This is a genomic window from Tenacibaculum finnmarkense genomovar ulcerans, from assembly GCF_900239495.1.
In the GTDB taxonomy this organism is placed as follows: Bacteria; Bacteroidota; Bacteroidia; order Flavobacteriales; family Flavobacteriaceae; genus Polaribacter; species Polaribacter ulcerans.
Genome location: NZ_OENE01000015.1, coordinates 177,809 through 191,655, shown reverse-complemented (window position 1 = coordinate 191,655; position 13,847 = coordinate 177,809). Strand labels below are relative to the sequence as shown.

Here is a 13,847-nt window from a genome sequence, read left to right as displayed (position 1 = left end):
CAAAAGTTAATGAGTAACTATTTTACTACAAAAAAAACCGAAACTTTTAACGTTTCGGTTTTTTTATGCCTTTTTTTGAAGTAATTTATTTTAAAAATCGTTTTATAATTCTTAATTGATGTGTGTATTTTTTAGAATCTACATTGTAAATACCACGATGATCTAAGGTGTCAATACGAACTTTTCCGTGTGCGTGAATAATGGTGTTGTTTTCTAAAATAATTCCTACATGTGTTATTTTTGCTGGTTTTTGATCGGCAGAAATATTAAAAGAGGTGTCAAAAAAAGCAAGATCGCCTGCTTGGCTTTCTTCAATAAAGTTTAAGGTTTCGCCTTGGGTTACTTGGTCTTTAGCGTCGCGTAATAAATTGTAGCCAGCTAATTTGTAAACCATTTGTGTAAACCCCGAACAGTCAATTCCAAAAACAGATTTTCCGCCCCATAAATACGGTATGTTTAGAAATAAAAGTGCTGTTTTAGCAACAGCTTTCTTTTTATCATAAATTTCACCGCTATAAGAATATTTTTTTTGGTTGATATTAAATTCTCCATCTTTTAAAAAAGGAAGCCTTGCACCTAAAGGAATACTTATTTGTTGCTTGTATTGAGAATTTTTATCTTTAAAATTATCGTCAAAATCCTTAAAATTAACAAGATTAACAAAACTACCCGAATAGTTTTTAGGTTCTTCGGATGCTAAATTATGATACATTTCTTGGCTAATTTCTTGGTATTGTTTGGTATCAATAAACCCTTGATATTTATCAAAAGCCAATTCAATTTTAGTCCAATTGTCTTTTTTTTCTAGTATTTTAAAAGCTTCACCAAAAAGCACTTGATTTACCATTTCAGAAGCATCACTAGCTTCAAAACGCATAGGAATACTACTTAAATTACAAATTCCGAAAAACATAATATTACGAGTTTTTAAGGTTGAAAAATATTACATTCTTTCAATAACGATTGCACTAGCACCACCACCACCGTTGCAAATAGCTGCTGCACCAATTTTGGCGTTTTTTTGTTTTAATATTGATGTTAAAGCAATAACAATTCTTGCTCCTGAAACACCTAAAGGATGCCCTAAAGAAACCGCTCCTCCGTTTACATTTACTTTATCGGCTTGTAGGTCTAAAATTTTCATATTTGCCAAGCCAACTACTGAAAACGCTTCGTTTAATTCAAAATAATCAACAGCATCAATTGAAATATTTGCTTTTGATAAGGCTTTTGGTAACGCTTTTGCAGGCGCTGTTGTAAACCATTCTGGCTCGTGAGCAGCATCGGCATACCCTTTTATTTTAGCTAAAGGCTTTAAATTTAGTTCGATAGATTTTTCTAAAGACATTAAAACTAATGCTGCTCCACCATCATTAATAGTAGAAGCATTTGCAGCAGTTACCGTTCCTTCTTTGGTAAAAGCAGCACGTAAAGCAGGAATCTTTTCCATTTTTACGTTTTTATATTCTTCATCTTCAGAAAAAATAATTGGTTCGCCACGGCGTTGAGGTATTTCTACTGGTACAATTTCATCGGCATATTTTCCTTGGTTCCAGGCATTTGCAGAACGGGTGTACGATTCTATAGCAAAAGCATCTTGATCCTCTCTTGAAAAACCATATTGTGTAGCACAATCATCGGCACAAACACCCATGGCTACTTTTTGATAAGCATCAACTAAACCATCTTTTTGCAAACCATCTTCAAGGGTAATCGAACCAAATTTATTACCTGTTCGGGCGTGTTGGTAATGCGGAATCATACTCATGTTTTCCATTCCACCGGCAACCACAACTTCAGCATCGCCTAAAGCAATTGTTTGTGCGGCTAACATAATTGCTTTCATTCCTGATGAACAGACTTTATTTATGGTAGTACAAGGCACGGTATTAGGTATTCCTGCAAAAATTGCTGCCTGACGTGCGGGCGCTTGTCCTACACCTGCCGAAACTACATTCCCCATAAAAACCTCCTCTACCATGGCAGGATTTAAGTTTATTTTTTCGAGCGCACCTTTAATTGCCACTGCTCCTAATTTTGGCGCGGGTATGCTTGATAAAGAACCTAAAAAACTACCTATTGGTGTTCTTGCTACTGATACAATAACTACTTCTTTCATATGTTTTCGTATAATTTCTTCTGCTAAAATAACCATTTTATAATAAGCACTCAAATAATAGAGAAAGGTTATATTTACATATTTAAACATACAAAATGAACAATTTCATAAATAAGTTATACAAGAATAATGCGATTATTTATAAAATACTCTTGTTTTTAATTTCGGTAGTGGCAATTGTCTATTTATTCCCTAAACGAGGGCAGTTTAAATATGAATATACCCAAGCAAAACCTTGGCAATACGACAATTTATATGCTCCTTTTGATTTTGCTATTCAAAAAACAAGCCTTGAAATTAGTCAAGAAACGAATGAAATTAAAGCGAGTGTTAAAAAATATTTTGTGTGCAATCAAAAAGTAGTGCCACGTGTATTAAAGGCTTATAATAGTAAAATTATGCTTGCAGATTCGCTTGCGGTTAATGATATTGTATTTCTAAAAAAAATAGGGGAGGCTGTTATTCATAAAATTTATAACTACGGATTTTTAGATGATTCGAGTATTAAAAAAGCCACTCAAGACGAACTTATTTTTTTACGAAAAGGCAATTCGATTGCTGAAATTCCTTTTTCAAAATTACTACAATCAAAAGATGTATTGAAGTTTATTTCACAAAACACATCCGAAGTTAATAGTGTTAATCAAAACATTCTTTTAAGTCATTTATCAGCTGTTATACAGTCAAACGTAGTGTTTGACACTAAATATAGCGACAAGGAGCTAAACGAGGCTTTAAAGAAAATTTCGTATGCTAAAGGAAAAATTTCTAAAGGTGAATTAATGCTCTTAAAAGGTGATATTGTTACTGGCAGAAAATTAACAATTTTAAAATCGTACGAAAAGGCATCTAGCGCACAGCTTTTAACAAAATCAAACTATAATTGGATTGTTTTCGGATACACTATTTTAGTGGCATTGGCATTGTTAATGTTATTATTATTTTTAGAAAAATACCGTTTAGAAATTTTTAATGATAATAATAAAGTAACCTTTATTTTTTTGAATGTTTTTTTAATGATTTTAGCGCAAACGCTAGTGGTTAAATACAATTCAGGTTTTTTGTATGTAGTTCCGCTGAGTATTTTACCAATAATACTAAAAACTTTTTTTGATGCCCGATTGGGTTTTTTTACTCATGTGCTAACCGTATTGTTACTAGGTTTTATAGTGCCAAATAGCTTTGAATTTATCTATTTACATATTATTGCAGGGATTGTAACCATATTAACGATTTCAGAACTTTATAAACGTGCGAGTTTATTTATATCGATTGGGCGAATTACCTTAATTTATATGATTACTTATTTTGCTTTTTCGATTATAAAAGAAGGAAGTGCCGATAAAATAAACTGGGGTTATTTTGGTTTATTTGCCGCCAACGGATTGCTGTCTTTTTTAGCGGTTTTCTTTATTTATTTTTATGAGAAATTATTTGGATTGGTTTCTGATGTTACTTTATTAGAATTGTCAAACACCAATTCAACCTTATTGAGAGATTTAAATGAAAAAGCGCCAGGAACTTTTCAGCATTCTATGCAGGTGGCAAATTTAGCCGAAGCAGCCGCCAATGAAATAGGTGCAAACTCTATGTTGGTACGAACAGGTGCGTTGTATCATGATATTGGTAAAATGGCAAATCCGTTATATTTTGGCGAAAATCAATCGACAGGGGTAAACCCGCATCATGATTTATCAGCAAAAGATAGCGCCCAAATAATTTTAGAACACGTTATTAAAGGAATTGAAATTGCAAAGAAGCATAAATTACCAGACAGAATCATTGATTTTATTCGAACACATCACGGAACAACAGTTACCTATTATTTTTACAAGCAAGAATTAGAGAACAACCCTGAAGGATTTGTTGATATTAAAAAGTTTCAATACCAAGGACCGATTCCTTTTTCAAAAGAAACGGCTATTTTAATGATGTGTGATGCTGCCGAAGCGGCTTCAAAAAGTTTAAAAGAACCAACAGCGCAATCGATAGATAATTTAATCGATAAAATTATTGAAAAGCAAAAAAACGATAATCAGTTCGTAAATTCAGATATTACCTTTAGAGAGATCGAAAAAATAAAAAAAATTATTAAGAGTAAGTTAATGAGTATCTATCATTTACGTGTAGAGTATCCAGAATGATTAAATTTTTTTCAAAAAAAACTTGTGAGATCTTTTAATTCGTTATATATTTGCACTCGCAATTCGAGACTATTACTTTTAATAGTTTTTGAATCACTCAGGAGAGATGGCAGAGTGGTAATGCAGCAGATTGCTAATCTGTAACCGGGTAACTGGTTCCAGGGTTCGAGTCCCTGTCTCTCCGCAAAAGATGACTACTCGGGGTGTAGCGTAGCCCGGTCATCGCGCCTCGTTTGGGACGAGGAGGTCGCAGGTTCGAATCCTGCCACCCCGACACAGTTGTACGTAGCAACTTTAAAACTACGGGCTCTTAGCTCAGCTGGATAGAGCACCTCCCTTCTAAGGAGGCGGTCGGAGGTTCGAATCCTCCAGGGCTCACTTAAACCTTACTAGAAATAGTAAGGTTTTTTGTTGTTTATTAGTTTCTGTTCTGTATCAGGATTTTTTTTTGAAGCAATTTCCCGCTTTCCGCACTCGCTTTTTTTGTTTTTAAAAGGAAAAACAAAAAAGAGCTCAAACAATTGCTTCAATCGGGGCTAGGCATTTTTGCTAATTTTAATAATTTGAGAAACTATTATAATTTTAGTAAACTCTGGATCAAGCATAATTATTGGGGAGTTACATAAATTAAGCATAATTGTTAGAGCCTGTTAAAAATTAAAGAAACTGTCAGTTCGAGTAATTTTTTCCTTCAAAAAAATTGTATCGAGAACTTATTTAATAGTCAAGTCAATTAAAATTCATTAATATAAAAGAATTCAAATTCTCGATATAATTTTAATTCCTTTTAGTCATTAAAATCACTCGAATTGACAAAAATCATCAAGAAAAAAGCGAATAAATACGACAAATCAGCATGTGAACCTGAACTAAATTCAGGTTGGCGGATGCTATTTCTTATTTTCTTTTATATTTTTTTCAGCTGAAATTTAAAAATATTTATCCTGTAAATACTCTAAGTATAACTCAATAAAATCAAGATATTTTAGGATCTGAAAGACGCTACAATAAAATAAAATTAAATTTAAAGTTGGTTTTCTGAAAAATATTTATACCTTTGTATAAAATTAGAAGACATGTACAAAGATATTTTAATAACTAACCTTGGCGATATTGCAGCGGTCCAATTTGGTCTTTATCAAAAGAAAGAAATGAAAGGCGATGTAAAGTACTTGACTTCTAGTCATTTTGATAAATACCTTAATCCAACTTTGTTTGAAAATAGTTTTGTTAAGTTGAAAGATAAAGATAGTAAATTTTTATTGAAACCGAACGATGTTATATTAGCGGGTAAAGGACAACGAATATTTGCTTGGGCATATCAAGAAAGTTTTGGAGTGGTAATGCCATCATCATTATTTTATATTATAAGAACAGATGCAACTAAAGTAAACGGTCATTATTTGGCTTCTATACTTAATTCTAGTCAAAAACAATACGAATTAACTTTACTGGGTTCTGGTTCATCAATAATATCTATAACAAAAAAAGAGTTGCTAGATTTAGAAATACCATTGCCAACATTAGAAGCGCAAAATAAAATTGTAAATATTGAGAAATTATTAGATAAGGAAATAAGTATCGTTAACCAGATACTTGAAAAAAAAAGAGCGCTTAAAAAAGGAATTTTAAATGAGTTATTAACGAATAAATCAAAAATATAAAAGACATAAAAAAAAGTCTTTAAAACTGGTCGAATTAAAGACTTTAAGTTGGTATTGTTTACACTCAGTGGCTTGTCACCGAACTGATAAAAACAATGTTTGTGGAAAAACAAAAATATACCAATCTTATCACATATCAAAATAAAGATATTTAGACTCGGACTTACACAGGCTATTCCGAAAATATAGCGTGTATTTTTAAATATTTAATACATCAAATAAAGAGCGGTATTATTTACCGCTCTTTTAAAAAGAAAACAAAATGAGTAAATTAATAGAGTCACACACAAGTAAAGGTAAATTATCAAAACAAGATATAAATAACAAAGTATGGAAAGCCTGCGACACCTTTAGAGGAACAATAGATGTAGGACAATACAAAGATTACATACTTACAATGCTTTTTATTAAATATATTTCAGATGTAAATAAAGAGAAAAAAGAAGCCTACGAAATTAAATACAAAGGAAATCAGGATAGAATTGATAGAGCTCTTAAACATGAACGTTTTGCATTGCCTGAAAAAGCATCTTTTGAATATTTATATGCGCAACGTAATCAAAAAAATCTTGGAGATATTATAAATATAGGTTTAGAAGCTTTAGAAGATGCAAATAGAACCAAACTAGAAAAGGTATTCCGTAATATTGATTATAATAGTGAAGCCAATTTAGGAGAAGTAACAGACAGAAATAGACGTTTACAGCATCTTTTAAAAGATTTTCAAGACCTAGATTTAAGACCTTCAAACCTTGAGGAAAATGATGTTATTGGTGATGCTTATGAATACTTAATTTCAAACTTTGCCGCTGGTGGAGGGAAAAAAGCAGGAGAATTTTATACAGCATCAGAAGTATCAATATTATTAGCAAAATTAGTAGAACCAAAGGCGGGAGACCGTATTGCTGACCCAACTTGTGGTTCTGGTTCATTATTGCTTAAAGTTGCCAAAGAAGTTGGAAATACAAACGTATCTTTAAACGGACAAGAAGTAAGCGGTTCTACTTATGCGCTGGCTCGTATGAATATGTTTTTGCATGAAATGGATAATGCAAATATTCAATGGGGCGACACGATTAATTCGCCTAAATTAGTGGAAAATGATACCTTAATGAAATTTGATGTCGTTGTAGCAAATCCGCCATTTTCTTTAGATAAATGGGGAGCAGAAGACGCTTCATCAGACAGGTATGGGCGTTTTCATAGAGGTGTACCGCCAAAAAGTAAAGGTGATTACGCCTTTATTACGCACATGATAGAAACCCTAAACCAGCATGGAAAAGCGGGGGTTATATTGCCTCACGGTGTGTTATTCCGTGGAAGTAGTGAAGGGAAAATAAGAAAACAACTGATTGACGAAAATCTTTTAAAAGCCGTTATAGGTTTACCAGCAAACTTATTTTTTGGTACGGGGATTCCTGCATCTATTTTAATTTTTGATAAAAATAAAGGAACTAATACAGACATATTATTTATTGATGCTAGTAACGATTTTGAAAATGGAAAAAACCAAAATAAACTTAGAGAAGAAGATGTAAACAAAATTTACAACACCTTTTCTGAATGGAAAACCGTTGACAAATACAGCTACGTTGCAACCTTAGAAGAAATAAAAGAAAACGATTACAACTTAAACATACCAAGATACGTTGATACTTTTGTAGAAGAAGAACCTGTAAATATTGCAGAAACCCAAAAAGAAATAGTTGCATTAAAAGAAAAATTAAACCAAGTAGAATCTCAAATGGAGGTTTATCTTAATGAAATGGGATATTAAGATGAGTATCGAAAAAATTAATAGTTGGAATAATATAATACTTGGTGATTGCTGTAAAGAAAAACCAAGTTATGGTATTAATGCTGCTGCTGTAGAATTTAATGAAGAATTACCAAGATACATCAGGATTACTGATATTGACGATTATGGAAGATTTAGTCCTAATAAATTAACATCAGTTAATGAAAAAGGTTGGGAAGATTTTATTTTAAAAAAAGATGATATTTTATTTGTTCGTACTGGAAGTACTACAGGAAAGTCGTACTTGTATCAAGAAAAAGATGGAGAATTAGTTTATGCAGGTTTCTTAATTAAGTTTTCAGTAGATAAAACTATCTTATTGCCTTATTATTTAAAACTTTTTACAGAATCTAGTTTTTATAATCAATGGGTTTCTGTTATGTCTGTGAGAAGTGGACAACCAGGAATTAACAGCAAAGAATATAGTCTTTTACCTATTCATCTTCCCCCATTAAAAGAGCAAGAAAAAATAGCTAAAATCTTATCGACATGGGATGAAGCTATCGAAACCACGCAAAGTCTTATAGAAAAATTACAATTTCGTAAAAAAGGGCTTATGCAAGAATTGTTATCGGGTAAAAAACGATTGGCAGGGTTTAGTGAACAATGGGAGGAAAATAATTTAGGAGATTATTTTACAGAACGAAAAGAAACAGGTTTAGAAGATTTAGAATTATTATCAGTAGGTAAAGAAGGTGTTTATCCTCAAGATAATTCTAATAAAAAAGATACTTCAAATTCTAATAAATCAAAATATAAAAGAATTTGTAAGGGGGATATTGGTTACAATACAATGCGAATGTGGCAAGGTAGAAGTGCTTTATCAAATCTTGAAGGTATTGTAAGTCCTGCTTATACGATATTAAATCCTAAAGAAAATTGTGATTCAGTTTTTTTTAGTCATCTATTTAAATTAGATGATATGATTCATAAATTTTATCGAAATTCACAAGGAATGGTTAGTGATACTTGGATGTGTAAATTTAAAGATTTAAAAATTATAAAATTTAATGCTCCGTCATCATTATCCGAACAAAAAGCAATATCAAAAATAATAGATTTATCAGATATTGAAATATCAGAAAAGAAAGCCTATTTATTACAATTGAAAAATCAGAAAAAAGGCTTAATGCAACAATTATTAACAGGAAAAAAACGTGTAAAACTTTAAAATTATAATAGCTACCATTTTCCCGCTGTCGGGAAAATGGTATGCCTAAAATAGTACTAATGAAAACATCAATTATACATAGTCTTACAGAAAATTTTGAATCACACGCCAATAAAACGCCAGAAGGTATAGAATTTTGGTTTGCAAGAGATTTACAACATTTATTAACGTACTCAAAATGGGATAATTTTCAGAGTGTAATTTCTAAAGCAAAAACTGCTTGTGAGCTTTCAGGAGAATTAATAGAGAATCATTTTGCCGACGTCGGGAAAACGATACAAATGCCTAAAGGAGCAAAAAAAGAAATCCCTGATATTATGCTAACAAGATACGCTTGTTACTTAATAACTCAAAACGGAGACCCTCGTAAAGAGACCATTGCATTTGCACAACGTTATTTTGCAGTTCAAACTCGTAAAGCAGAATTGATAGAGCAAAAAATATTAGAACATGAGCGTGTACAAGCAAGAGAAAAGTTAAAATCGACAGAGAAAGAATTATCACAAGTAATTTTTGAACAAACTGGAGGTAACAAAAATTTTGCAACCATACGTAGCAAAGGAGATACGGCATTGTTTGGGAAATCTACTCAGCAAATGAAAGATAAATGGGGTGTTAATAAAAATAAGCCTTTAGCTGATTTTATGCCTACTATATTGTTAAAAGCAAAAGATTTTGCTACTGAAATCACCATTTTTAACGCAAGGGAGAATAATATGAAAACGGAGAGTTCTATTTCTAAAGAACATATTACAAATAATAAATCTGTTCGTAATACTTTAATATCACGAGGCATAAAACCAGAAAATCTTCCGCCTGAAGAAGATATAAGTAAAATTGATAGACGCTTAAAAAGCGATGAAAAGAAAAGTTTAAAAAATCCTAAAAAGCTGAAATAATTTTTCGAAATAAAAAGCAAAAAAACATTACCAAAAGCTATGAAAAAGAAAAAAAATAAAACGACACCAAATTTATGAGTACACCATCGTATATAGAAGATAATGTATCGCAAATACCCGCATTACAGTTGCTTATAAATATGGGTTACCAATATGTAAGCCCAAAACAAGCAGAGCAATGGCGTGGCGGAAAATCGCAAGTATTGTTTGCTGAGGTATTGCGAAAGCAGTTAAAAGAAATTAATGTTATCAATCGTAAAGGTAAAGAATATGCTTTTTCAGATGCTAATATTAATTCAGCAGTATTAGCGGTAAAAGATTTGCCTATTCAAGATGGTTTTATCAATGCAAATAAAGCCTTTTATGACCTTATTACCTTAGGTAAAGCCTTTGAACAAAGTATTGATGGCGATAAAAAAAGTCATACCATAAATTTTATAGATTGGGTAAATCCTGCAAATAATATTTTTCATGTTACAGAAGAATTTTCAGTATTCAGAACAGGAAGAACAGATACGTACAGACCCGATTTAGTGTTGTTTATTAATGGTATTCCTACGGTAATAATTGAATGTAAAAGCCCTTCGTTAACAGGCGTAAAAGCTCCTGTATCATTAGGAATAGAACAACATATAAGAAACTTTAGTAAAGAAGGAATAAGGTCGTTATATGTGTATTCAAATATTTTAATGAGTATCGCTACTAATGATGGTAGTTATGCTACAACAGGTACAAGTAAAGAATTTTGGGCAAAATGGAAAGAGCAATTTACATCAAGCGAAACAGAAAAAGCCTATTGGTTAAAACTTAAAGCGCTTAAAAATAAATCGTTGGAAGAAGCTCAAAAAAATCTGCTTTTTGAAGAACGAACGCTGTATGTACGCAAAAGTTTTGATGGCTTTGATACAGAAGAACGCTTGTTTACCGAACAGGACAAGTTAATTTATAATTTATGTCGTCCAGCACGATTGCTAGATTTGATACTAAATTTTACTTTGTATGATGATGGAATTAAGAAAGTAGCGAGGTATCAGCAGTATTTTGGTGTTAATAATACGATAAATCGTGTTACAAAATTAGATGCTACAGGAAAACGCAAAGGAGGTGTTATATGGCATACACAAGGAAGCGGTAAGTCGCTTACTATGGTGATGCTTGCCCAAATGTTGGCTTCAAATGCTGATATTTTAAATCCGAAAATTATTTTGGTTACAGACCGTATTGACCTTGATGACCAAATATCAGATACCTTTAAAAAGTGTAAAAAGAAAGTCCGTCAGGCTAAAACAGGAAAGCATCTTACAGAACTTTTAGAAGATAGTGATGATGCTATTATAACTACTATTATAAATAAATTTGAAGCTACTGTAAAAAATAATAAAAAGCCATTTACATCTGCTGATATTTTTGTATTAATTGATGAAGGTCACAGAACGCAATATGGTACGTTTAATGTAAGTATGCAACGTGTATTTCCAAACGCTTGTTTTTTAGCATTTACAGGTACGCCTTTAATGAAAAAAGAAAAAAGTACTGCTACTAAATTTGGTGGCTATATTGGTAAACCATACACGGTAAAAGATGCTGTTGAAGATGGTGCTGTAGTTCCTTTATTATATGAAGGAAGGCATACTCAAATTCTGCTAAATGAAGCACCTTTAAATACCTATTTTGAAAAATTAGCAGAACGCAATAATCTTACAAAAAGAGGACGTGCAAAACTGAAACAAAAATTTAACACGGTAAATGAGTTAAATAGAGCAGACCAAGTAATTTATGCTAGAGCATTAGATATTAGCGAACATTATACTACTTTTTTTCAGACACATAACGACAATTATAAACCAAAAGCACAGTTAGTAGCACCCACTATTAAAACAGCTTTGTTATATAAAGAATATCTTGATGAAATAGGAATGGTAGATTCAGCAGTTGTGGTAACACAATCTGACCAGCGAGAGGGAACAGAAGATGGTTATTTTAATGAAAATGAAGATAAGCGTAGAGAGGATAAGTATTTAAACGCAATGATTGATAAGTATGGAGATTTAAAAACCTATGAAAAAAGTATTATAAATCAGTTTAAAAACCGTGATAAACCCGAGATATTAATTGTTGTAGCAAAACTTTTAACTGGTTTTGATGCACCAAATAATACGGTATTATATTTATGTCGTTCACTTAAAGAGCATACATTACTACAGGCAATTGCACGTGTAAATAGAGTATATCCAGGAAAAGAGTATGGTTATGTTGTTGATTATTATGGTAATTTAGAAAACCTTGATACAGCTTTAAGCACGTATTCTAACCTTAATAATTTTGAAGAAGAAGATTTAGATGGTGCAATAACGAATATAAAAGATGAAATAGATAAATTACCGCAAGCACATTCGGAGTTATGGGATATTTTTAAAACGCTAAAAGGTAAAAATTTAGAACCTACAGCATACGAAGAACATTTATCGCCAGAAGATGTAAGAAATACATTTTATACAAAGGTTTCACAGTTTGCAAGATTATTAAAATTAGGGTTATCTTCTGTTGATTTTGTTACAAAAATAGCCAGTAATAAAATTGATATGTATAAGCAAGATGCTAAATTCTTTTTAAAATTACGTGTTGATGTAACTAGGCGTTATAATGATGATATAGCTTATAAAGAATTTGAACCACAGATTCAGAAACTTATAAATAAACATATTACTACAGATGGAGAAGTAATGAAAATTACGGAGCTTGTTGATATTTTTAATAAAGAAGATAGAGATGCTGAGGTTGAAAAAATAAAAGGGAAAGCTGCTCAGGCAGACCACATTGCTAGTAGAACTGTAAAAGCTATTAATATTAAAATGCAAGAAGACCCTATTTATTATAGAAAACTTGCAGACCTAATTAAAGAAACTATTGCCGCATATCATCAAAAGAGAATAGACGAAGCAGAATATTTAAAAAGAGCTAAAGAGCAAGAGTACGAAGTTTTTAATGGACATTCAAAAAATGTACCAGATGAATTAGTAAACAACACAGTAGCTATAGCATTTTATAACTTTAGTACAAGTATTTTTGATGATATAGCATTGTTAAAAACACCATTTCATATCGAAGTAAGTTTAACTATTGATAAAACAGTAAAACAATACATTTACTTGAATCAGAAAAAAATAATAGATTGGCATAAAAATGAGGATATAACAGGTAAAATTAACATAGAGCTTGGTGATGTAATTTATGATTTACATCAGAAGTTTGATATAGATGCTGATTGGGATAAAATAGATAATTTAATAGAAGAATGTTTGAAGATAGCAATATTTAAATATAAATAAAACTTTGGAGTTTAATCGCATTATATATGGTAATTCTACAATTGATTTTCAATTAATTTATAAGAATCGAAAAACACTTGGAATAAAAGTACATCCTGATGGAGAAGTAATTGTTTCTGCTCCGTTAGATGCTACTTTAGAAAAGATAATAGAAAAAGTAAAGAAGAAAGCACAATGGATTTTTATGCAAAAAAGGTTCTTTTTGAATTATGAGCCACGAACATCAGAAAAAACATATCAGAGTGGAGAAGGACATCTTTATTTAGGGAAAATGTATCGGTTAAAAGTAACGGAATCAGATAATAAATCTATAAAATTAAAAAGAGGTTATATCTGTATTGAAACTAAGGATAAAACCCAAACAAATAAAATAAAAGAACAGCTTAACGAATGGTATAAATCAAAAGCTATTCTTCATTTTAATACTATTTATAATAGTCGATTAGGATTGATTAAAGAATTATCAGAAAAAGAAACCTCACTTAAATACAAATGGTTTAATAATAGATGGGGAAGTTGTTTTAGTGACGGAACTATTTATCTTAATATAGAACTTATAAAAGCACCTAAAGAATGTATTGATTATGTTTTGATACATGAAATTTGTCACTTGAAATATCATAATCATAGTACATTTTTTTATGAATTATTAGGTGAGAAATTACCTAATTGGAAAAAATCAAAAGAAAAATTAGAGAAGCTTTTATCTTAATTTAACAGCTG

The 13,847-nt window shown here is 31.2% G+C and carries 9 protein-coding genes and 3 tRNA genes; 10 read left to right on the top strand and 2 right to left on the bottom strand.

Annotated features, from left to right (window positions below; translation table 11 throughout):
- Positions 1-85: 85 nt before the first annotated feature.
- Both DPIF8902391_RS05985 and DPIF8902391_RS05980 read right to left on the bottom strand, forming a co-directional pair.
- Positions 86-913 carry a C40 family peptidase gene (locus DPIF8902391_RS05985; RefSeq protein ID WP_172505304.1) on the bottom strand — a complete coding sequence of 276 codons (828 nt, stop codon included), beginning with the start codon at positions 911-913 and terminating at the stop codon, positions 86-88.
- 30 nt (positions 914-943) lie between these two features.
- On the bottom strand, positions 944-2,119 hold the full coding sequence (locus DPIF8902391_RS05980) for an acetyl-CoA C-acyltransferase (protein ID WP_058886298.1): 1,176 nt from the start codon (positions 2,117-2,119) through the stop codon (positions 944-946).
- Between the two features lie 95 nt (positions 2,120-2,214).
- On the opposite strand from DPIF8902391_RS05980, the gene DPIF8902391_RS05975 reads away from it, so the two are divergent.
- From DPIF8902391_RS05975 to DPIF8902391_RS05930, 10 genes are all read left to right on the top strand, one after another.
- Positions 2,215-4,263, top strand: coding sequence for an HD family phosphohydrolase (locus DPIF8902391_RS05975; RefSeq protein ID WP_172505303.1), 2,049 nt, complete (start codon positions 2,215-2,217; stop codon positions 4,261-4,263).
- A gap of 100 nt (positions 4,264-4,363) precedes the next feature.
- Positions 4,364-4,447 (top strand) — tRNA-Ser (locus tag DPIF8902391_RS05970).
- A gap of 15 nt (positions 4,448-4,462) precedes the next feature.
- Positions 4,463-4,537, top strand: a tRNA-Pro gene (locus DPIF8902391_RS05965).
- A gap of 30 nt (positions 4,538-4,567) precedes the next feature.
- Positions 4,568-4,641, top strand: a tRNA-Arg gene (locus DPIF8902391_RS05960).
- A gap of 698 nt (positions 4,642-5,339) precedes the next feature.
- Positions 5,340-5,927, top strand: coding sequence for a restriction endonuclease subunit S (locus DPIF8902391_RS05955; protein ID WP_172505302.1), 588 nt, complete (start codon positions 5,340-5,342; stop codon positions 5,925-5,927).
- A 262-nt stretch (positions 5,928-6,189) separates the two neighbouring features.
- On the top strand, positions 6,190-7,704 hold the full coding sequence (locus DPIF8902391_RS05950) for a type I restriction-modification system subunit M (protein ID WP_172505301.1): 1,515 nt from the start codon (positions 6,190-6,192) through the stop codon (positions 7,702-7,704).
- A gap of 1 nt (position 7,705) precedes the next feature.
- On the top strand, positions 7,706-8,896 hold the full coding sequence (locus tag DPIF8902391_RS05945) for a restriction endonuclease subunit S (protein ID WP_172505300.1): 1,191 nt from the start codon (positions 7,706-7,708) through the stop codon (positions 8,894-8,896).
- A gap of 59 nt (positions 8,897-8,955) precedes the next feature.
- Positions 8,956-9,795: a DNA damage-inducible protein D gene (gene dinD, locus DPIF8902391_RS05940; protein ID WP_172505299.1), complete on the top strand. Its 840-nt coding sequence runs from the start codon at positions 8,956-8,958 to the stop codon at positions 9,793-9,795.
- Positions 9,796-9,869: 74 nt separating this feature from the next.
- Positions 9,870-13,124, top strand: a complete 3,255-nt coding sequence (locus tag DPIF8902391_RS05935; RefSeq protein ID WP_172505298.1) for a type I restriction endonuclease subunit R — start codon at positions 9,870-9,872, stop codon at positions 13,122-13,124.
- Between the two features lie 4 nt (positions 13,125-13,128).
- Entirely contained in the window at positions 13,129-13,836 is a 708-nt protein-coding gene (locus tag DPIF8902391_RS05930; protein ID WP_172505297.1) for a M48 family metallopeptidase, read from the top strand.
- Positions 13,837-13,847 lie beyond the last annotated feature (11 nt).

Excerpts from the sequence above, each read along its gene's own strand:
- DPIF8902391_RS05950 (WP_172505301.1), top strand. The coding sequence starts at position 6,190 with ATGAGTAAATTAATAGAGTCACACACAAGTAAAGGTAAATTATCAAAA.
- DPIF8902391_RS05955 (WP_172505302.1), top strand. The coding sequence starts at position 5,340 with ATGTACAAAGATATTTTAATAACTAACCTTGGCGATATTGCAGCGGTC.
- DPIF8902391_RS05975 (WP_172505303.1), top strand. The coding sequence starts at position 2,215 with ATGAACAATTTCATAAATAAGTTATACAAGAATAATGCGATTATTTAT.
- DPIF8902391_RS05945 (WP_172505300.1), top strand. The coding sequence starts at position 7,706 with ATGAGTATCGAAAAAATTAATAGTTGGAATAATATAATACTTGGTGAT.
- DPIF8902391_RS05980 (WP_058886298.1), bottom strand. The coding sequence starts at position 2,119 with ATGAAAGAAGTAGTTATTGTATCAGTAGCAAGAACACCAATAGGTAGT.
- DPIF8902391_RS05985 (WP_172505304.1), bottom strand. The coding sequence starts at position 913 with ATGTTTTTCGGAATTTGTAATTTAAGTAGTATTCCTATGCGTTTTGAA.
- dinD (WP_172505299.1), top strand. The coding sequence starts at position 8,956 with ATGAAAACATCAATTATACATAGTCTTACAGAAAATTTTGAATCACAC.
- DPIF8902391_RS05935 (WP_172505298.1), top strand. The coding sequence starts at position 9,870 with ATGAGTACACCATCGTATATAGAAGATAATGTATCGCAAATACCCGCA.